The organism is Eubacteriales bacterium mix99 (genome assembly GCA_038396605.1).
Taxonomy (GTDB): Bacteria; Bacillota; Clostridia; order Caldicoprobacterales; family DTU083; genus UBA4874.
The window spans coordinates 2,959,006-2,980,332 of the sequence record CP121690.1; the positions used below are offsets into that span (position 1 = coordinate 2,959,006).

General features: G+C 48.2%; 19 protein-coding genes and 2 tRNA genes. 2 read left to right on the forward strand and 19 right to left on the reverse strand.

Annotated elements, in window-relative coordinates:
• Window positions 1–22 precede the first annotated feature (22 nt).
• Window positions 23–1,825: an oligoendopeptidase F gene (gene pepF / locus QBE55_13275; GenBank protein ID WZL78460.1), complete on the reverse strand. Its 1,803-nt coding sequence runs from the start codon at window positions 1,823–1,825 to the stop codon at window positions 23–25.
• 222 nt (window positions 1,826–2,047) lie between these two features.
• Here pepF and QBE55_13280 point away from each other — a divergent pair, with 222 nt between their 5' ends.
• Window positions 2,048–2,518, forward strand: a complete 471-nt coding sequence (locus tag QBE55_13280) for a hypothetical protein (GenBank protein ID WZL78461.1) — start codon at window positions 2,048–2,050, stop codon at window positions 2,516–2,518.
• Here the strand turns inward: QBE55_13280 and QBE55_13285 are convergent.
• The 15 genes from QBE55_13285 to QBE55_13355 form a co-directional block, all read right to left on the reverse strand.
• Entirely contained in the window at window positions 2,496–2,957 is a 462-nt protein-coding gene (locus QBE55_13285; GenBank protein ID WZL78462.1) for a hypothetical protein, read from the reverse strand. The two genes, QBE55_13280 and QBE55_13285, sit on opposite strands and share 23 nt — an antisense overlap.
• A 106-nt stretch (window positions 2,958–3,063) precedes the next feature.
• Complete coding sequence (gene sfsA / locus QBE55_13290; GenBank protein ID WZL78463.1) at window positions 3,064–3,756, reverse strand: DNA/RNA nuclease SfsA; 693 nt, start codon at window positions 3,754–3,756, stop codon at window positions 3,064–3,066.
• Between the two features lie 162 nt (window positions 3,757–3,918).
• Window positions 3,919–3,994, reverse strand: a tRNA-Met gene (locus QBE55_13295).
• Between the two features lie 8 nt (window positions 3,995–4,002).
• Window positions 4,003–4,078 (reverse strand) — tRNA-Val (locus tag QBE55_13300).
• A gap of 326 nt (window positions 4,079–4,404) precedes the next feature.
• Window positions 4,405–5,904 carry a rhamnulokinase gene (gene rhaB, locus QBE55_13305; GenBank protein ID WZL78464.1) on the reverse strand — a complete coding sequence of 500 codons (1,500 nt, stop codon included), beginning with the start codon at window positions 5,902–5,904 and terminating at the stop codon, window positions 4,405–4,407.
• 130 nt (window positions 5,905–6,034) lie between these two features.
• A complete protein-coding gene (gene yfbR / locus QBE55_13310) occupies window positions 6,035–6,589 on the reverse strand; it encodes a 5'-deoxynucleotidase (protein ID WZL79951.1) in 555 nt (184 codons plus the stop codon).
• An 89-nt stretch (window positions 6,590–6,678) separates the two neighbouring features.
• A complete protein-coding gene (locus QBE55_13315) occupies window positions 6,679–7,899 on the reverse strand; it encodes a CapA family protein (GenBank protein WZL79952.1) in 1,221 nt (406 codons plus the stop codon).
• A 123-nt stretch (window positions 7,900–8,022) separates the two neighbouring features.
• Window positions 8,023–8,835, reverse strand: coding sequence for a DUF368 domain-containing protein (locus QBE55_13320; GenBank protein WZL78465.1), 813 nt, complete (start codon window positions 8,833–8,835; stop codon window positions 8,023–8,025).
• Window positions 8,836–8,936: 101 nt separating this feature from the next.
• Window positions 8,937–10,613: a nucleoside kinase gene (locus QBE55_13325; GenBank protein WZL78466.1), complete on the reverse strand. Its 1,677-nt coding sequence runs from the start codon at window positions 10,611–10,613 to the stop codon at window positions 8,937–8,939.
• A 41-nt stretch (window positions 10,614–10,654) separates the two neighbouring features.
• Window positions 10,655–12,052 carry a VanW family protein gene (locus QBE55_13330; protein WZL78467.1) on the reverse strand — a complete coding sequence of 466 codons (1,398 nt, stop codon included), beginning with the start codon at window positions 12,050–12,052 and terminating at the stop codon, window positions 10,655–10,657.
• Window positions 12,053–12,226: 174 nt separating this feature from the next.
• Window positions 12,227–13,807 (reverse strand): GerMN domain-containing protein, encoded by a 1,581-nt coding sequence (locus QBE55_13335; GenBank protein WZL78468.1) that lies wholly within the window; start codon window positions 13,805–13,807, stop codon window positions 12,227–12,229.
• Between the two features lie 16 nt (window positions 13,808–13,823).
• The gene (locus QBE55_13340; protein WZL78469.1) at window positions 13,824–14,873 is read right to left on the reverse strand and encodes a GerMN domain-containing protein; all 1,050 of its coding nucleotides are present in this window, start codon (window positions 14,871–14,873) and stop codon (window positions 13,824–13,826) included.
• Window positions 14,874–14,951: 78 nt separating this feature from the next.
• Window positions 14,952–16,436, reverse strand: coding sequence for a HAMP domain-containing sensor histidine kinase (locus QBE55_13345; protein ID WZL78470.1), 1,485 nt, complete (start codon window positions 16,434–16,436; stop codon window positions 14,952–14,954).
• Entirely contained in the window at window positions 16,423–17,103 is a 681-nt protein-coding gene (locus QBE55_13350; protein WZL78471.1) for a response regulator transcription factor, read from the reverse strand. The genes QBE55_13345 and QBE55_13350 overlap by 14 nt, the downstream gene beginning before the upstream one ends.
• A 153-nt stretch (window positions 17,104–17,256) precedes the next feature.
• Window positions 17,257–17,901 (reverse strand): helix-hairpin-helix domain-containing protein, encoded by a 645-nt coding sequence (locus tag QBE55_13355; GenBank protein ID WZL78472.1) that lies wholly within the window; start codon window positions 17,899–17,901, stop codon window positions 17,257–17,259.
• 336 nt (window positions 17,902–18,237) lie between these two features.
• Between QBE55_13355 and QBE55_13360 the strand changes: the two genes are divergently transcribed.
• Window positions 18,238–19,650 carry a D-alanyl-D-alanine carboxypeptidase gene (locus QBE55_13360; GenBank protein ID WZL78473.1) on the forward strand — a complete coding sequence of 471 codons (1,413 nt, stop codon included), beginning with the start codon at window positions 18,238–18,240 and terminating at the stop codon, window positions 19,648–19,650.
• Here QBE55_13360 and rsfS read toward each other — a convergent pair.
• The 3 genes from rsfS to nadD are packed head-to-tail and all read right to left on the reverse strand — an operon-like array spanning window position 19,638 to window position 21,306.
• Window positions 19,638–20,015, reverse strand: coding sequence for a ribosome silencing factor (rsfS, locus tag QBE55_13365; protein WZL79953.1), 378 nt, complete (start codon window positions 20,013–20,015; stop codon window positions 19,638–19,640). The two genes, QBE55_13360 and rsfS, sit on opposite strands and share 13 nt — an antisense overlap.
• Before the next feature lie 57 nt (window positions 20,016–20,072).
• Entirely contained in the window at window positions 20,073–20,684 is a 612-nt protein-coding gene (gene yqeK, locus QBE55_13370; GenBank protein ID WZL78474.1) for a bis(5'-nucleosyl)-tetraphosphatase (symmetrical) YqeK, read from the reverse strand.
• Window positions 20,635–21,306: a nicotinate-nucleotide adenylyltransferase gene (nadD, locus tag QBE55_13375; protein ID WZL78475.1), complete on the reverse strand. Its 672-nt coding sequence runs from the start codon at window positions 21,304–21,306 to the stop codon at window positions 20,635–20,637. The genes yqeK and nadD overlap by 50 nt, the downstream gene beginning before the upstream one ends.
• Window positions 21,307–21,327: the final 21 nt, after the last annotated feature.

The window sequence follows — 21,327 nt, forward strand, 5'->3', positions numbered from 1 at the left end:
TCCATAGGAAGGAACCAGTATGTCAGAGAAGTTCATCCAATTGTCCGATCATTTTGGAGAAGCTTTTTAAAGCCGTATTTACCGGATCGGTGGATGTCATATCCACACCGGCCTTTTTCAGGAGATTGATGGGATAATCGGAACCACCGGAAGACAGGAACCGAAGATAACGCTCCACTGCCGGTTTCCCTTCCTGAAGAATCTGGCTTGCGAGAGCTGCTGCAGCGCAGAAGCCGGTGGAGTATTTATAAACATAGAAGGTCCGGTAGAAATGAGGAATCCGCATCCATTCCATGCTGATTTCCTCGTCCACATGCATTCCCTTGCCATAGTACCGGATATTGAGATCCCGATAGACGGAAGACATACTCTCACATGTGAGCGGCTGACCGCTTTCTGCCATATTGTGAATGCTTTTCTCAAACTCTGCAAACATGGTCTGCCGGTATACCGTGGTACGGAACTGCTCCAGATAATAATTCAGAACGTATGCTTTTTGTTTCGGATCCTCCAACGTATGCAGAAGATGCTCTGTAAGAAGAATCTCATTGAGAGTGGAAGCCACCTCGGCTACGAATATCCGGTACTCAGCTTTGGCAAAGGGTTGATTTTTACCGGACAGATAGCTATGAATGGAATGTCCCATTTCATGGGCCAGGGTAAACACACTGGCGATATTTCCCTGGTAATTGAGCAGGATATAGGGATGCACGCCATAGACTCCCTGTGAATATCCGCCACTTGTCTTGCCTTCATTCTCCATCACATCAATCCATCCGCCGGCAAAGCCTTTCTGCAGGATCTTCTGATAATCGGCACCCAAAGGCCCCAATCCCTCCGCCACGATTTCCTTCGCGCGGTCATAGGAGATATTCCAGTCCACATCCTTTACAATGGGGGCATAGACATCATACATATGCAATTCATCCACCTGTAAAGCATGTTTTTTCAAGTCAACATACCGGTACATTGCGTCCAGATTCTGCCCCACTGCTCCGATCAGATTATCATACACGGATTTCGGAACATTGTCCTCATCCAGGGAGGCTTCCAGGTCCGAGGGGTAGTGCCGTACTTTACTGAAAAAAATATCCTTTTTCACACTGGCATTCAATGCAGCAGAAATGGCATTTTTCTGCTCTGCATAAGTCGCATAAAAGGCATGGAAAGCTTCCTTTCGGACTGCCCTGTCCCGGTTTCCCATCAGCTGCGTGTATCTTCCCTTTGTCAACTCAATCTTTTCCCCATTCACGTCGTGCACTTCAGGGAAGCGAATATCTGCATTGTTGATCATGCTGAATATGTTTCTGGGAGCTGCAGCCATCTCACCGGCCATGGCAAGGATTTCCTCCTCTCTGTCAGACAGGTAGTGCTCCTTCCGGCGGGTGATTTCGTCCAGGTACTGATCATAAACCTTCAGGCCTTCACAGGACTCCATGAAGTCCCTGAGAGTATCCCTGGAAATGGACAATATCTCCGGTACCAGGAAAGATGCGGCACTTTCCCCCGCTGTCAGGACTTCCCGTGCCCGGTCCAGCAATGCCTGGGACTCGGCATTACCGTTATCTTCATCTCTTTTCATACTGGCATAAACAAACAGGTGTTCCGCCTTCTCCACCCATTCAAAATACACATTCAAACCTTTCAGAAATTGTTCGGCAGACTGACACAATGTTCCCCTGGCTGCTTGAATATCGGGAATTGCCTCCCTGATCCGTTGATAATCCTGTTCCCATGCCTCATCGGATGGATAAAGATCCTCCAGCTTCCATTTCCATTTGTCAGGTATCTCTGATCTTTTTGGTAACTTCTTTTCTTTGCTCATCTTCTGCGGGATAAACCCGTTCCTCCCTTCCTTGCCTTCCCTTGATTAACTTTCCCTGATTAACTGATTAAGTTTGTCTTCTACAAAATGACCGGAATTTCCTGCCCGGCAAAAGGAAAAACAACAATCAGCCGTTGGATATGGCATGACAAGGGCAGGCAGATGCATATATATAAAGGGAGCCATAAAAAGACAGGAAAAGAAGGGACTGGATAGACAACGATGAAAAAAAAAGGCATCACAGTACTGTTCCTGGTCGGTTCCATGCTGTTGGCAAGCTCCTGCAATAAGAAAACAGAAACCCCGGATTCTCAAAAGGGCCGCCCGGCCTGTGAAGTGAAAAGCGAATCTTCAGAATCGGACCATGCAGCCTATGCGGGAAGCTCCTTCCTGAAGCAGATGGACGATCTGAAGGCGATCAATCTGGCTGCAAACTATCTGAAAGAGCTAGGAGAAACTGTCTCCTTCCAGGAAACCTATATTGAGTTCCACAAAAGGCAGAAAACAGCCGTTCAGCTTCCTGTAACCGATGGAAAGCCCATATCCTACCCCGGAGACTATCTGGAGGTTCGATTATACCGCGGTGAAGATCGGGAAAATCCCTGTGAAGAATGTACCACGGTCTACATCAGTCAGAATGGAAAAATACTTGGACAGAATAAATGGTCCGCTAATTCTCCGAAATCTGAGTAATAAAGCTCTCATGGGTCCGGAAAGAATATTGCTTCCCCGCCTGTACAGGCGGCTTGCCCTTGTTTTCGTCAAATAACAGAATTCTTTCTTTTTTGTCCTCGTTATCCCTGAACCAAATTTGATAATAAAGCAGCCGATTGTCCTTATAAACCGGTTTTTCTTCCACTTTTGTGACAAGGCCCTTTACTTCCCGTGTCCGTCCTTCAAATATATCCCTGATAAAATGATAATAATAATATATGGGGATGCCAAAAACACCCCACAGGAAAAGAATCAGGCAGACTCCCGCCGTAAGAAATGTGGCACCAATCCATTGGGGCAGCCGCAACATGAAAGCGACTGCCGGCATAATAAAAACAAGAGACAGAGCCACGGTTATAAGTATCATCTTCCTCAGCTGTTTCCTGACATCCAGAAAATCCGTTTCCGTATACATCATGCAGTTTACCACCTTATTCTCGTTGAGTTCCTCATAACATATTATAGCATAATGAGATGAAAATGCATAGAAACAAGAACTATCCTGTGTAAAAAAGCACTTCTTCCTACAAAATGACCGAAACCGGCTGATCCAGGCACAGACTTTCCGGCTTGGCAATACAATCATATGCTATAATATGAACGCCGGCCTTCCTGGCCTCCCGCAGCGAGCTGCCAAACGCAGCATGCATTCTGTCATTTGGCATCATACAGAATATACCCTTCATTTGAATTACAAAAAAAACATATGCGGTAAAACTTTCTTGTGCAGCCCGGGTCAATTCACGAACATGCTTCACTCCGCGCTCCGTCGGAGCATCCGGAAACATGGCGACACCATCCTGCTCCAGTGTGACCCCCTTGGCTTCCATATAGACCTTCTGCCTGCCGGCTTCCACATAGAAATCAAACCGGGAATTTCCAAATACCGACTCCGGCTGGATGCAGGTAATCGGATGCGCCAGCCCCGGCAGATAAATTCCATCCTGCAGTGCTTCCTTCAACACCTGATTGGGTGCCTGGCTGTCAATATTAATCAACTTGTCACCCTTCTTTACGGAAATCAGGGAAAACCGGGTCTTGCGCCGGGGATTATCATGATGCTGCAAATAAATTTCTGCGCCGGGGATCAGCAGCTCCCGGCATCGCCCCGTATTCTTTACATGAGCCGTTTCCTCCCTGCCGTTGATTCTTACACGGGCAACGAAACGATTGGGCCGGGACAGGAAAATCCCCGGTACGATATTCGGATAGTTCAATATCCACTCATCCTTTAAATCAAAAAATTCATAGTTCTGCCAGACTTTGCCCAGGCATACTGCGACCTTTCATGGAGTCCCCCATTATGCAAGTACCAAAATTTCATCAGATAAACAGCGAAAAAAGGTCAATCCGTATGGACTGACCTTTCCATGAATAATTGGTTGCGGGGGAGGGATTTGAACCCACGACCTCCGGGTTATGAGCCCGACGAGCTACCAGCTGCTCTACCCCGCGCTATTGTATGGTGGAGCATACAGGACTCGAACCTGTGACTTTCACCACGTCAAGATGACACTCTGCCAGCTGAGTTAATGCTCCATCCCATATCGAATGTGTTCCGCACATCCGGTACTTATTTATTATAACCGAAAGCCGGCGATTTGTCAACAATCAAATACCAAAAATCAAGGAGAATCCCTCACTGGGAGGGACTCTCCAAAAAGGGCCCGAAAAAATGATCCATTCTGTAAAACAAAGCTGAAACTAAGTCAATATGGAAGGGTGATACACAATAACCCGCCCGAATATTATTAGCTGATGTCGTGACCATCTCAAGCCCTTGTGAACCTATTGTACCCCAGGCACCGGAAATTTAACAGTGAAATAAATGCTAAAAGCTTGCCGCACTGCCTTCAAAGGAATTTTCAGGAATCCTTTCTTTCCGACTCCTGCTGCAGCAGCTTTGAGAATTTATGGTACGCTTCTTCCCAGGCATCGGTTGCTTCCGGAAGATAATTCTCCGTCGGGAAAGACTTCTTCACAACCTGACGGATCTCATTCTGATTCCGGACTTCACCCAGCGCCATTGCCTGAACCATCAGATTGCCAATGGCGGTTGCTTCCGTCGGCCCGCAAAGCACCGGTTTGTTCAATGCATTAGCTGTGAACTGATTCAGCATCCGGTTCCTGGTACCTCCGCCAACGATATGCAGAGCGTCCAGTGATTTGCCAAGTATGGCTTGCAGCCGTTCAAAGGACCATCTGTACTTCAGGGCAAGACTTTCATAAACACACCGGATGATTTCGCCCTTGTCCTGCGGTACGTGCTGCTCCGTCCGGCGGCAGTATCGCTGCACCTTTTCAGGCATGTCCCCGGCATAATAGAACAGCCCTGCATCGGGATCGATCACAGACTGGAACGGAGCGCCGGACTCTGCCATACGTACCATATCATCAAAACTGTAATGCTCCCCATTCCGATCCCATTCCCTTTTGCATTCCTGTATGATCCAAAGGCCCATAATATTCTTCAGCAAACGATATTTTCCGCCGACGCATCCCTCGTTGGTGTAATTCCATTTCAACGTGTTTTCATTGATGATCGGCCGGCCTGTTTCCACTCCCATCAGGGACCAGGTCCCGCTGCTGAGAAAAGCATAGCTTCCTTCCGAAGCAGGGACAGCCGCCACCGCAGAGCCGGTATCATGTGTGGCTACCGCAATCAGCGGCACCTCCCCGATCCCGAGCTGAGATGCAATTTCCTTTTTTACCTTTCCCCGTTTGGTCCCCGGAACATCCAGATCCGTCAGATAGTGATCCGGAATATCCAGTTTCTTCAGCAGCTGCCTGTCCCAATATCCGCTGTCCGCAGCCAAAAGCTGGCTGGTTGTCGCTTCGGTAAACTCCGTTTTCTTCTCTCCTGTCAGGAAATAGCTGAGAAGATCGGGGATAAAAAGCATGGCAGATGCTTTCTCCAGAAGGTCCGGATTGGAGAGCCGGACAGAAAGGAGCTGATACAAGGTATTGAAAGGCTGAAAGGCAATGCCGGTACGTTGATATATTTCCTCTTTGGAAACCTTTTGAAACGCTTTTTCAGGAATACCGTCCGTACGAACATCACGATAATGATACGGATTGCCCATCAGCTGTCCCGAACGGTCCAACAAACCAAAATCCACTCCCCAGGTATCAATGCCCACAGATGCGATGCCGTCTTCCTCCTGGTTGGAGAATTTTAGCAGTCCCTGGCAGATTTCCCGGTACAGTCGAAGAATATCCCAGTAGGTGTGACCGGTAAGTTCCACCGGATCATTGGAAAAACGATGGCATTCCTCCATTTCAAGCCGGCTGCCGTTGAAATGGCCTATCATGCCTCTGCCGCTGCCGGCACCCAGGTCAAATGCAATCATGCTCTGCTTTTTCATACCACAACCTCCCGTATCCTTCCCACTTTTTTATTGTTTCATGATCCTGTTCTTTTTTGCTTTCTTTCCCTTTGTCTTCATTTTTCTCTTCATTCTACATTCTACGTCGCAATGAAGCGGTCCGGGATGATCAGTTCAATTCGTCCAGGGTGAGCTGAAAACTGGGCAGAAACTGTTCCATAAAGTAGGCCACTTCCGGGTGCTCCGCCTTCATCTGCTCCAACTCCCGGCAAATGGTCCGTTCTGCCTTGGAAAACTCCTTATTGCCGGCTTTCAGCTCTTCCAGGCATTTCAGATAAGCACAGAGCTTGTCCGCCTCCTTGACAATCCTCCAATGATCCTCATCCTCCGGGATTGGAAACAGCACCGATTCATACTCCGGCTGCAAAGCATCGGGCAGCATGGCCAGAAGTCTTTTATTCGCCACTTTTTCAATATCCTTATAGGCTTTTTTGATTTTGGGATTGAAATATTTTATGGGAGTTGCCAGATCTCCGGTAATCACTTCACTTGCTTCATGGTAGACAGCCAGAAGCAGGACCCTCTGGGGATCCACACTTCCTCCGTAGAACCTGTTTCGGACAATCGCCAGGTTATGGGCAATCATTGCGACCTGCAAACTGTGCTCCTGAATGTTTTCCCGGCTTACGTTGCGCATCAGGCCCCAGCGCTGTATAAACTTCATTCTGGAAAGATAGGCAAAAAAATGGCTCACGCGGGAATCACCTCAATTCTTTCTGTCCTGCAGGGAACGAAGATTTCTGCCGGATTGTTTTATTCATTGACCTGGAATCCGTCCTGTCCCAGATGGGTGGTCGTTTCGTTCCACACTGAACGGATCCGCTCCTCTGCGGTACCACTCAGCTCTCCGTTCTTCATAAATTTACCGACTGGCAGCACCCGGAAATCCGGCTTTCCGTTCTGAGAGAACCGGTAAACCCAAGTCGGCGTATAGGAAATTTCTCCCAGATGAATGGACCCCGTACGGGTATCCTTATTGATTTTCAGATCAAGAATCACACCGCTGTCCCGATAGGGATCCCGTTGATTGGAGATAAAGTTTCCCAGGGAATAAATCAGAAATACCTCTTTTTCCGTACCGTCTTCCAGACGGACTTTCCTGCGCTCCATGGGCTGCAGAACATGCGGATGACTTCCGAAAATAACATCCACCCCCTGGGATGCGAGAAAATCCGCCATTTCCCTCTGGGAGTCCCCTGGATTCCTTTCATATTCCTTTCCCCAGTGGATACAGGTAATCAGTACCTCTGCACCCTCCTCCCTGGCGCGGTGAATGTCCTCACGAATTCTGTCCCTGTCAATATAATTTATCATAAATGGAAGTTTCCCGTCCGGAATGGTAACTTCCATACCGTTCGTTCCATAGGTATAAGCAAGAATCCCTACTTTGATGTTATTTTTCTCAACCATGAGAATGCGGTCCCGCTCTTCGGAAGTCCGTGCTGTACCGGTATGAAGAAGGCCATACCCATCCAGGGTATCCAATGTGTGAACGGTGCCGAACTCCCTGCCGTCCAAAGCATGGTTGTTTGCAGTCGTAAGAATTTGGAATCCTGCATTCTTCAATGCCTCGATCAAAGCTGCAGGGCTCCGGAAATTGGGGTATCCGCTGTATCCTTTTTCTTCATTGCTGATAGTTGTCTCAAGATTGCCCATGACAATATCGGCGCCTTTCAGATAAGGCTGGATATCTTCAAAGAAATGATTGAAGTGATAGGTGCCGTCTGCCTGCAAACCAGCTTCCACCTGTGGATCGTGCATCATAATGTCCCCCACTGCCCGCAGCTCCAGAGTGGTTGTCTTCGGCACAGGGGAAGGTTTCGGGGTTTCCGGACGGATGGTCCCGGAATCCTCCGTGGCGGATGGGTTCACTTCCGGACCGGTAAAGACATCCTGTTGTTTTGACCCGGCGCAGGATACCAGCAAAAAGATACAGATAAAAGCGATAAGAGTCAAATGGACTCTTTGTATCATTTTCAATCGTAACATCTCCTGTTTATTTCCTGAATGATTACGAAGAAAGTATAACATAATTTCTGTCCACGGACAAATTCTGCTGTTACTTATCCCGTATCCCTGCCCTGTCCTTTATACTTATCATTTATTACTCTGTTTATCCGGTTCGTAGCTGCTCAGCCGATAAGAAAAGGCACAGCCAATCACGAGGAGCAGCACACACAGAAGATAACGCCAGTTCCATCCAATGCCCGGAAAAATGGAAAAAACCGAACCAATGGTAAAGCCGAATATGGCATAATAAGTATATCCATATGCCTTCTGAAACAATAAATTGATGATTTTGGCAAACACAAGGATGCTCAGCACCGCTCCGATTCCTGCCGGGATCAGAACAGAAAGATCCAGACCGGACAGCCCCTCCAGCAATACCGGATATACCCCCAGATACATCAGAATAAAGGAGGTGCTGATGCCGGGAAGCAAAGTTCCCAGTCCGACTATGGCACCATAAAGGGCCGTATGCAGGAGTCCGGGACGGGCATGGGAAACCGCCCTCACTGCAGAGCCCTCCATTTTGGAAAGCAAAAGCGTGACCACGAACGACAATATAAAGATTATCAAATACCGATAGCGGAATCCCTGCTTGTCGGCCTGCTTTTTCAAAGACGGAAAGGTTCCGATCATAAGACCAATAAAAAGATATTTTACCGGAATCTCAAAATTTTCAAACAAATAGTGAATGACCCGACTGAAGACCAGTACTCCCAAAACAATTCCCAATGCCATGGGAGCGTATTTGAAAACCTTCTTTTTGAAATCTGTAAAGATATGGGCGAGTGCTTCGGTTATTTCTTCATAAACACCCAGCAAAATGGCAAGAGTCCCCCCGCTGACACCCGGTGCAATCGCACCAATCCCGATGACCAGGCCTTTTAAAAAATCAGAAACCAATCTCACACCCCTCACTGTCCCGGCAAAACAGGACTGCATTTCCCCTCTGTTATAGCAGGTTCCATCTTATAACAAAGACAGGGATATGTAAAGGCCTGATTTCAGAAAACATCTGTCACTTCCTCTTCAAAACAGCTTCCCCCTATGAATTCCCTGAGTATTGAATTATTGGGAACCTCAGAAGAATCAAGGCTTAAGAAATATTTCAGGAAGTTCTTCAGCCGATTCACTTCCATATAAAAAGGATGCTCCTCCGGCACCCCTTCCAGCAGCGGCAGAAGGTATGGCTTCAGCACTGCCAGCTCATAGAGCAGGGCAGAATTGAACATGATATCCGCCGATTCCTGAAAGGGAAATATGTTTCTTTCCTCTCCCCTTCTGACGGAAGACCACATTCCCAGGGTTTCCTCCACGGAAGTGCTGCGAAAGTGATAGTCCCGCACCATTCTTCGGATCAGCCGTACATCTGTCGTCGGAATCCGGTTATGATTGTCCACATTCAGCTGGGTCAGGGCACTGACATAGATTTTGAATTTGTTCTCCCCCGGTATCATTTCGGTCAGCTTCTCATTCATGCCGTGAATTCCTTCCACAATAATAGGCTGATCTTCCGATAAACGAATCACGTTTCCGATATATTCCCGTTCTCCTGTCAGGAAATTATAATGGGGAAGCTCCACTTCCTGACCCTGAATCAGCCGTGTCATCTGTTCGTTGAACAATTCCAGGTCAATCACATCAATGGATTCCAGATCCTGCTTCCCATTTTCATCCACAGGCACCTGGTTTCGATTCAGAAAGTAATTATCCATGGATATTGGCACGGGGTGCAGACCGCTCACCATCAGCTGTATTTTCAGTCTCTGCGCAAATGTTGTCTTTCCGGAAGAGGAGGGACCGGCAATCAGAATCAGTCGGATCGCGTCCTTCCGGCTGGCGATTCTTTCTGCCATCCCTGCAATCTGGTTTTCCTGATGAGCTTCTCCAATCCGGATCAGCTCCCGCCCCCTTCCTTCTTCAATGCAATTGTTCAGTTCCGCTATATTCCGTATTCCCAGGGAATCAGACCACTTTTCGGCCTGCCGGAAGACCCTGAACAATTTGGGGTTGTCCTGAAAATTCCGTAAACGGTTTGTCTTTTCCCTGGAAGGATACTGCAGAATAACACCAGGAAGATAGAACTTCAGGCCAAAACGCTTCAGGTACCCTGTAGAAGGCACCATATAGCCATACAGGTAATCCATCATCCAGCTGCACTGGTACAAACCGACGGTATCCCCGGGACGATATTTCAGGATTTCCGCCTTATCCGAAAAACGCATTTTCCGGTAAATTGCATCCGCCTCTTCCCTGGAGACTTCTATCTTCTGAAAGGGTTCATCCTGTTCAATGATTTCTCTCATTTGCTGTTCGATCCGATGTACCTGTCTGGGCGTAAGGGTAATCCGGCCGTGGACTTCACAGTAAAGCCCGTTGCCAAAGGAATGCTCGACGGAAACCGTACAGTCCGGAAACACCTCCCTGCAGGCACGGATAAAGACAAACGTCAGGCTACGGGTATAAATGCGTTCCCCATCCTTCATGGACAAGTCCACCGGCTCCACCCTGCAATCCATTTCCAACGGATAGGTCAGTTCCCGGATCCGGTTGTCCACCCTGGCTGCAACGATCAGAGGGGAATTGGAATCCGAAGGAGCCGAAAGCAACTCCCGGAGAACCGTTCCCTTTTTTACTGTGATGGTCTTCCCACTCCAGTTCACCTGTATTGTATGTTCCATCCAAATTCTCCTTTCCAAACAGCGCGGAGAACAGCGTCTGTTTAACGGTAATATATTATTCCCTGTATGGGTTGATAAAAATTCCTGCACAGAAGCTCTGTGGAAACCTGTTTGCCGTTTTCATACTTCACCCGATACGTATTCAGACGATAGCCGGTCCGGGACTTTACATGTACTTTCTGCCCACCGGAGGCAGCAACGTACTTGCCCTTTGTGTCCAATACTTTTTTTGGCTCCGGTGCCGGAATCGTTTCCAGCAAATCCGTAACCAGCTTGTAGCTTCCCGAATTCGGCACCGGCTCTCCATAAAGATCAACATACACCAGATTTCCCTTCCGGTAAGTATGAAAGAAGACCGGTGTTTTCCGATTGTTCCGGAACTTGAAATCCGCCGATCCATAGGATACCGTTGCATCCCGGCCGGCCGGCAGATAGGACACCGGAAAGGAATGATGATAGCGCTCCACAATTTCCATTCCGGCCAATGCAGCCGAATTAAAAACGGTGGAAGATGCCTGGCATACCCCGCCTCCAAAATCATCTTTCATGCTCTTGTCTGCTGTAATAACCGGTGCGGTTCGAAATCCCCTGGCTTTGGTCCTTGGTCCTACGGATTTATTGAAGGAAAACACTTCACCTGGATTTACCTTCCGACCGTTCAGCTTGCTGAGCGATAGCTCGATATTATGAATGCGGTTCGCACTGCTGCTCTTCAGATCCGTACCGAAAGACACGATACGCTGCGTGGCCTTTTGAAGATCCGCTGTCCGTACCGCAGGCTCCACAGGGACAGGCTCTATGGCAACCTTGTCAGGCTTGCCGGACTGCAGGATGCGCCCGGCAGACTGATAAAGAGCCTCTCCATCCACCGTTTGCCCGGATTTCTCAGAGGTAAAGGAAAACCGGTTCTCCTTTTCGGGAGTAAACTGCATGTCAGCATTTACCGGCTCAACGGTCAGCTCTTTGGCGATGGACAGGACCGCATCGTGAATCCGGGGAATATCCATGGTCAGTTCCGTTTCCTCATGAACCCCTTCCTTCCGGATTTTCTCCACTTGTCGGTACCTTTCCTCCAGCTTTCCTTTCCTGCCCAGCTGATACAGTTCATTCAGCTTATCTTCCCAATTGAGCCGGGCATTGATATCCGTTTGTCCGAATGCCCAGCTCCGGTCCTGGCAGGTCAGCTCCACCCTATAATTTGTAAGACGCTCCGAGGCCTTTCGGGAAAACTGTTCCTTTGCTTCCGGCAGGGTGAGACCTCCCAGCGCCGTATTGTCCAGATAGGTTCCCTCATAAAAAGTATCGTGTTCCACGGTCTCCTTCATATGTGCAATACGCTTTTCTTCTGCCCATTTCTTCCGATAGGATTGATAAACCGTCCCACCGGTAAACAAAACCACAACAGCCAACAGGATCCACAGGACATGTTTCTTTTTCATGCGATTGCCTCCCAAATGATTATACAGACACCATGGTCAATATATCACATTCAGGAACGAATATGAAAACAAAGGTATTAAAAAAGCCTTACAATATTATTAATTCATCAATAACAAAAGAAACCACCGAAAAGCCGGCAGCTTCTTTTATTCCAACCCGAAAGAGTATCCCTCTTATTGGGATTGTGTCTTTCCTTCCTTTATCAATGCAGGATTCATGGAAAAAGTATCCTTCAGCGAGATATCCTTATACTTTTTCACCGCCTTGCCATCCACCGTAAACTGCACCTGTGTGATGTCGGACCTGTTCATGGGATCGGTAAGGGAATTGACAATGGCGTATAAGTCACGGATCGTCTCCTTGTCACTGTCCCTGCCGGTTTTCCTGTTCAGACAGGAAGAAGGGATATTGACAATTGCCAGGCCTTTTTCAACCTGTACCTTAATATCTTTCTGCCTGACATCCTCCGGAATCACCCTCACATTACCGGAATGCATGGGATCGCTGGTCAATTCAGACAATATCTGTACAGCAATGTCCTTTTCGCTTTTGGAAACAGCCCGATACTCCGGCACCAGAAGCATATTGTCCGGATCTCCATAGTAAATCCGGACCCTTCTTCCGATCCTGTTGGGAAATTCCTCCTTGGTCAGCCCTTCCTTCAGGGATACATCATGCACCGGTTCATCAATATAGCTGCCAGCCTCATTTTCATAATAGATCTTGACAAAATTGAGATCAGGCAAGGAAGTCAGGCTGTACACGAGCGAACCCAGCATGGCAGTTTCCTGCGTGGAACCGCCGGTAAACTGCGCCCGGAACTCTTTGGAAAAATACAATGCAATCCCCTGTACACCATCTTCCCGCTGTACAGCCCCCGTTTTCTGCAAAGTCGTACCTTTCGGCAAGGTGGGACAATATCCCTGATCCGTAGCCACCGGTCCCTTGATCAGTGCGCTTACAATGGCTTCCGCATAACTTTTCCCGGCTACCGTAATGGCCCGGGCTTCCGGCAGCAGATACATTCCCCGTTCATCCTGGAAGAATAACTCCAGATTGGTCTTATGGATATCCTTTCCCTCGGTATTCTGTGCCTCATATGCCTTCATCTCCGGAACACTGTTGGGATACTGGGTAAGAAGCCCGAGGAGGACAACGTCATTATCTCCGTTTTGCGTGGTGATTTCCTTGCCGCCCACGTACAATTTGACATATTTGAACTTGCCAAGATCCAGCAGGGAATTTACCAGTGCCGCTCTTGCGACAATTGGATCCGCGGACTTCAGAAACTCGGAAGACAAGTCCACAGACAGAATATCTTCCGTATAATCCACATCGTTTATCTCCACATTCTGCGGGAGAACCGGACGCAACCCGCTGGTCCCGGGCCCCCGGATCAATTCCCTGATCACACTGCGGGGAAGCTCGTTTTCGTTCCAGCCGGATACGGACCGGACCTCAGGAGAAAGTTGATTGGCTTTTTCATCATAAAAGTAAAGACACAGCTTCTTCTGCTGCTGCTGTTGTTGCTGCAGATACAGGCTTTCATCCATGCCATTGCTTTCCGTGGCATCTTTTATGCCGGATGCATCGCCTGACGGATCTTTCGCCGCTTTGGTCTCATTCATTTCCTTTTCGGAAAGAACATTGAACTTTCTAATATCCTTGTCCCTGCGGCTTGACTGCCTTTCACAGGATGCCATCACCAGGAACAACGCAAGAATCATGCAGCACAGAACTTTCAGATGCCTCACTTCCATCTCCCTCCTTTCAATCCTTCGCCTTGTTTGTACCTGATTGCCGGAGCCGGCTGATAAATGCCGGAAGCCGGATTTTCCAGATCCCTTCCACATCGTCCGCCGTCAGCACCTCGTTCACTTCCTTGAGGGTATCTACGGTTTTATCGGTATATTTCACGTTCACCAGTGCTTTTTCTCCCAAATATTCCTGATCCAGTACCGGATCGTCTTCAAAAGCGATTATCCCGCCGGATATGGAGGGAATCTCCTTTTTGAACTCATCCAGGGGAGGCAGATTGTCACCATCCATGGTCTTGTCGGACAAGAACATATATATGATGTCCCAGTCCGGCTCTGCCGTTAAGGCATTCAACACCAGACCTGCAGTCCTGGCAGGCGTAAGGTTCCATCTTTTATCCCTTTCAATGGCAACCATCGGAGAATCCGGGCTTAATTCCGAACCATCCTCGATCAAAAGCTCCGCTCCCATTTCATGATAGGTCAACTGGCGGTTGTTAACCATCAGCTGCACATGATTTACTCCGCTCAGATAGGTCAGGGAGTTTACAATGGAATAAATGGCCAATCGTTTCAATCTTGCCTGAACCTTCGGAATATCCGCTCCGGAAGTATCTTCCCTCCCCGGGACAGTGGACAAATCAATCGGTTTCTGAAAGTCATCCGTCAGATTGACAAATACAGTGTCCGCCTTTCTGGTCACATCAATGATTTTCGTCTCCGGAGGCATGACCAGAAGCCTTTCGAATTTTTTGGGTCCCTTGAGTAATTCTTCGACAACCAGCTGTTCCGGAGATTGCTTATCCTGCAGAACCGTTCTTTCTTCCGGCACCAGAAAATCAGCCACCTCATGTTTAAAATACAGAGTGATTTTTACTTCCTTTGCCTGTTCATAAGGATCGATCGGCATCGGGCTTGTCTTCGCACCCTGTCCTTTTACGGAATTTCCTTTTTCCCCTGTACCCTTTGTGTTTCTGGAAAACGGTAAATGGGAACAACCGGCTGTTGCCAACAGGCAGGACACAACCAGTATCCAGGTAATCAGCTTTTTGATAAGCTCCACCCGCCTTTCCATTCTAACATTATAGCCAGATAGTTTTACAAAATAATTAAGCAAGCTTAACAAATTCGTGAACAGATATCAATCGGACACCTCCGGTACGTTGCCATAAGGCAATTCCACATAAAATGTCGTTCCTTTCCCCTCTTCGCTGCTGACCCGAAGAAAGCCCTGATGCATCATCACAATACGATTGGCAATGGATAGTCCAAGACCGGTGCCGCCGGTGGATCTGGACCTGGCTTTGTCCACCCGGAAAAACCGGTCAAAAATACGGGCCATATCCTCCTGGGGAATCCCAATCCCTGTATCACTCACTTTCATCACTGCATAATCCGGAGTCCGGTAAACTTCGACGGTGACCCGCCCTCCCTCCGGTGTATATTTTATACCGTTATCTATAATATTCGACAGAACCTGCTGTAGCTTTAGGCCGTCTCCCATTACAGTAACCGTTTCCTCGCTGAACATTTCCACACGGATTTGTTTTTGGTCCGCCAGCAGCTTCAGACCCCTGATGGTCCTTTTCGCCAGGCTGGTCAGCTCCACCGGCTCCTTCCGGATCTCCACCGCATTAACATCCTGGTCCAGATTGACCATGGAAAGCAGATCGGTAATGATGGCGTTCAACCGATCAATCTCAAAATTAATATCTGTCAGAAAATCCCTGTAAATGGCAGGATCATCCATCTCCATACTCAGAAGCGATTCTGCCAGCACCTTCATGGCGCTCAGCGGAGTTTTCAGCTCATGAGAAGCATTGGAAACAAATTCATTACGGGCGCGATCCACGTGTTCCAGCTTCTCGCTCATGACGTTAAAAGCTTCTCCCATCTGCCGGAACTCCCTGCTGCCGGTTATGCTCACCTTCTGATTCAGATAACCTTTGCTCATCCGGGTAATACTGGCAGTCATTTCCTTGATGGGATGAGTAATAAATCCGGAAAGAATAAAACTGATCAAAAGAATGGAAATCGTAATCGCAGTGGTATAAAGGCTAATGATTTTTCGGATATCCGCCAGAACCGTTTCCACACTGTCCAGAGACGTGGACAGAAATACCATACCAATAATTCCGTCCGTATAATGGGTAATCGGGGCATACGCATACAGAATCCTTTTCCGTTCCGGCGGATTGCCTGCCCTGATGTAAAGATCCCTCGCAGGCACGGAATTTCCCTTCAATACGCTGACAACATCCGGATAGTCCTGGGTCAGATCCCGCCGCAGCAGACTGGTGCTTTGATAGGAATCCTGCTCCACAATGCCATTACGGTTCAGAATGAGAATCCTGGTGGACTCTCCCTCCATCTGAACCACTTCATAACCAAAGTCCTGTATCCGGTAAAAAATATTGGGATCCTTGTTGTAATAATCGTTTGCAATGAGCTGTGCCAGCTGTATGGAATATTTCTGATAATCAATTTTCCTGTCCTTGATCAGATATTTTTGTAAATTCTGCATAATGGACAGATTAATCATGAAAAATCCAATCCCGATCACCAGTAAATAAGTAAGGGCAATTTTCCAGCGAAGGTTGGAAAAGAAATGCTTATTTATCCGCAAAATAATATCCAACTCCCCATTTTGTAAATATGAAATTGGGTTGGCTTGGATTTTCTTCTATTTTCTCCCTAAGCCGCCGTATATGAACATCCACCGTACGCAAATCTCCCAGGTAATCATATTTCCATACAATTTCCAGAAGACTTTCACGACTGTATACCTTGCCGGGATGGCTGGCAAAAAGCTGAAGCAAATCAAACTCCTTTGCCGTCAGGTTGACGTCCTTGCCATCAATGGTGACGCTTCGGCTGGAGAGATTGATGGTCATATTCTTGAACCGTATGACCTGCTCATCGCTTACACCGTTTAACCGGCGAAAAACCGCCTTGATTCTAGCCTTCAGTTCCAGAATATTGAAAGGCTTGGTAATATAGTCATCTGCACCATAGTCCAGTCCCAGGATTTTGTCCATGTCTTCTCCCTTTGCGGTCAGCATAATAACCGGTATCCGGGACTGCTCCCGGATCCTCTCCAAAACTTCCAGACCGTTCAGCCTGGGAAGCATTACATCCAATATAATCAGGTCATAGGGATTGCTGTTGAATTTCTCAACTGCTTCTTCTCCGTCGGCAGCGGAATCAATCTCATATCCGTCCTGTTTCAGACTGAACGACAGTCCCTTTATAATGGCCGGTTCATCATCCACAATTAATATTCTTTTCCCCATGCGGCATCCTTATCCTTTCAAATCTGCTCTGTAACAATTTTATCATATTAAACAGGCAAAATCAATTTTCTCTTTCCATCGGTCTCCGTATTCCAGATGATACGATCCAGCCGCCGGGAGGATGCGTCATGATTGCGCGGATCCGCCCGGCTTCTAGGCATCAATCTGTTCCCTGAGTCCCTCAAATGTTTTCTCGCCAATGCCGGAAACATTCATGAGCTCTTCAATGGACTGAAAGTCACCATTCTCTTCCCGGTACTGAATGATTTTCTGTGCTTTGGACGGCCCGATCCCGTTCAGGGTTTCCAGCTGTGCCTGGTCGGCTTCATTGATGTTGACTTTTGCATCGCTGCCCATTGCGGAAGCAGCGTCCGGGTCCATATTGTCAGAGATCTCCTCTCCCACGGCAGGAACATGATACATTCCTTCATCCTTCAGCTTCCTGGCCAGATTGATGCGGTCCAGGTCGGCATCCGGCAGGGTGCCTCCTGCCAGCTCAATGGCATCCTCCACCCGGGCCCCTTCGGAAAGCGTAAGCACACCGGGAGACTTTACCTGTCCGGTAAGGTAAACCTTTATGGGCTTTTCAGCCTTCCCGGATTCTTCCGGCTCATCTTCCTCCAAAGTCACAGTCTGCTCCTGCCTGTCCGTACCTGTCTCTTCCCATCCGGACGGCTCCGCTGCCGGGGAAACGCTCCGGCGCCCAATCTCCCGACAGATCAGAAACCCTGAGAGAGCAAAAAAAGCGATGCACAGAACAAGCAGCAGTTTCTGCTGAATCCTGTCAAAACGGAACATAGTCTCACCTTCGTAATATTTGATTCGATTTCAATAGTATATTCAGTATATTCGATTAAAATATAGAAATTCCTCCAAAATATTTGACTCTTTACTTTCCTTTGCCGACAAAGATGGAAAAGGCATGTGAAAAGTGGATAAAAAAGCTGTTTGAGATTTCTACTCTAAATTTATCCAACCGTCTGCCGATTGATATAAATAAAGCAATGACTATACCATTGCCAGGATCAATTTCCCTTTTCCTATACCGATATGATATAATAAATATTAGTTGTTCTTCCGTTGCAGGAGTGGGAAATTTATGCTAAAAACGGATAGAAAATGAGGCAATAGAAAATGAGACATAAAAGATTTGAAATAAAGAAAATTCTTTCCGGTATCCTTATTATAACAGCCATCGTGTCTGGCTGCCTGACAGCTTACGCTTCCGCAGACGAGACTCCTCCGGACGGAAAGCCCGCTGGGCAGGAGGTTTCCCCCGAAAGCATGGCACAGGGCGAAGTCGTGATCGAACAGCAAACCGGAAAGATCCTGAAGGCAAGGGAGGAGCATATGCGGCTTTATCCTGCCAGCACGACAAAAATCCTGACCGCATGGATCGCTTCCGAATACGGACACCTGGACGAAATGGTAACGGTAGGGGATGAAATCAATCTGGTTGCCTGGGATGGGACGAAAGCCGGACTGGTGGAGAATGAAAAGCTTACGTTGCGGGATCTGATCCTGGGTATGCTGATTAATTCCGGAAACGATGCAGCCAATACCATTGCCGTACATATCGCACGTTCCGTTTCCGGCAAGCCCCTGAAAGCACAGGAAGCCCTGAACTATTTCAGCAATTTGATGAATCAGAGGGCACGGGAGGCGGGTGCCAGGGAGTCCCACTTTATCAATCCCCATGGATATCATGATCCAAACCACTATACCACAGCTTATGATCTGGCTATGATCGGCAGGGCCGCCATGAAAAATAAATTTTTCCGGCAGGCAATCTCGGTTACTTCCATGGACACCACCAATGGGGTTACGGGAGAGCCCCGGTTCTGGAGAAGCAGGAATAAGCTCCTGAACAGGAAAAGTTCGCAGTTCTACGAATACGCCACAGGGGGAAAAACAGGCTATACCAGCAAATCCGGCCAATGCCTGGTTTCCTTTGCTGCAAAGGATGGCATGGACCTGATCGCTGTCATTCTAAATTCAGCCGCCGGACAGCAATGGAGCGAGGCAAGGGAACTGTTTGAATATGGATTTGCCAACTATCAGTACCGGCGGATCCTGAAAAATGGAACGGTCGTAAAGTCCTTCCCGGTAGAGAACCATGTCTCCGGCGACGGGGGTAGCCTGGCAGTCGTGATTTCCTCCGGAGATTGGGGCGATGTATTTCTCAGACAGGATATTCCGGAAATCCGAAAGGAAATTCAATGGGATGAAAGTCGGTTTGCCAAACCGAATGGGGACAGCAATACACCGCCCCGATTGAACGCCCCCATTCAGAAAGGTCAGTCCATTGGGGAACTGACAGTCAGCCTGCGGGGAAAAGTACTTACCAGAGTCCCTCTCACTGCCGTGCGGAATGTGAAAAAAAGAACGGCTCTGGATGCGCTGGCACCGGACAAAAGCAAAAAAAACTTTCCCTGGCTCATTGCAATTTTTTCTGTTGCATTGGCGTTTCTCCTGCTTAAAATCATCGTCCTCCGGATCAACCACCGAAGGCGCCGGCGAAACTACTATCTGTATCACAAATTCTGAGGAGGATCGGATTTTCCGTTTCCTTTTTCATTCCTTTTTCCGTCCCCGGGTGATTCAAAAGATGCCGGTCTGCGTGCAGCATCCGCCCAGAGCCTTTCAATATTGTAGAATTTCCTTTCCTCGCTGTGAAAGATGTGGACAATAATATCGCCATAATCCAGTACAATCCACCGATCACTTTTATCCAGATGGATCGGATAAATACCTTTTTCAGACATCTTCTCCTGAAGCGCATCATAAAGCGCATGAACCTGAACTTCAGACCGGCCGGAACAAATCACGAAATAATCCGCCAGTATAGACTGCCCGCTGATATCCAGAACCAGAATATCCTCTGCCTTTTTACTGTCCAGGATATTCGTCATTTCCCGTGCCAGGTTGTTTGGATTGTTCAAAAATAAATCCTCCTTTTTTTGATGAAATCAGATATTCTTAAGCGATGCCCCGGCAGCGGATTTGTCTGATCCGTCCATTGCCAGAAGCAGATCGTTGCGTGCATCCACGGTCATGGGATGCAGCAGCTGTCCTCTGTCCAGAACATTCCGTATGGAAAGTTCAAAGGCGAGCAGCAATGCCCTGTTGATATCGTGGAAGGCAAGGGCCCGAATATCCTCCACTCCGGGGTATTGCCGGCTCTCCTCCATATAATCTGCCAGACATATGATCTTTTCAAAGAGTGTCATTCCCTTTTTGCCTGTTGTATGGCAGCAAATGGCACTCAGAATCTCCCGATCCCGGATCCGGAAAAGATCTTCCGCCAGAAAGGCCCCCAATGGAGCATGAAGCAGGGATGGATTGGCCTTTTCTATGCTGTCCGGCTCCCATCCGTGTTTTTGGCACAGACGCGCCGATTGATCAGGAGACAGGCATTTGGCACAATCATGCAGCAGCCCTGCCAACTCCGCCTTCTCCCCGTCCGCGCCATACCTTTTTGCCAGTTCCGCCGCACAGCGGCTGACTCCAACGGAATGCTCCAGCCTTCTTTCATCCATCAATGTGCTGAGCTGCCCGATGATCTTCCCACGATCCTTCATGATACCACTCTCCTCTGTACAAATGGTGTTCTGCAATATAGTCTTCCACTGTTTTGGGTACCAGATATCGGACGGTTTGATTTCTTTCCATCCTGTGCCGGATATATTTTGAAGAGATATCCAGACCGGGACCTTCTGCAAAACAAATATCCGCATGATAAATCCCGGCAAGGCGTTCTGCCTCCTCCGCCAGCTCTTCTCTCTCATACCCCGGCCTGTGATACGCGATAAAGCTGCAAAGGCCGGCCACGGAGCAAAAGTCCTTCCATGTTTTCAGTTCCAGAAGGGTATCCCCTCCTATGATAAAATACAAAAAATCCTCGGGATATCTTTCCTTCAGCTCTTTCAGGCTGTCAATGGTATACGTGGTACCTTCCCGTGCCACCTCCATATCATCCACCTGAAAGGATGGATTATCCCGGAGAGCTGCCCGAAGCATATTGATCCGATCCCTGCCGGATGCCAGATGGCTTGCCTTTTTGTGGGGCGGATCCCCGGTCGGCAGGAAAAGGACCCGGTCCAATCCATAGGCATCCCTTGCCGCCTCCGCAATAAAAAGATGACCGATATGCACGGGATCAAAGGTTCCGCCCAGAATACCGGTTTTACGACTGCGGGCCATAATGTGCCTCCTTCTGTAATA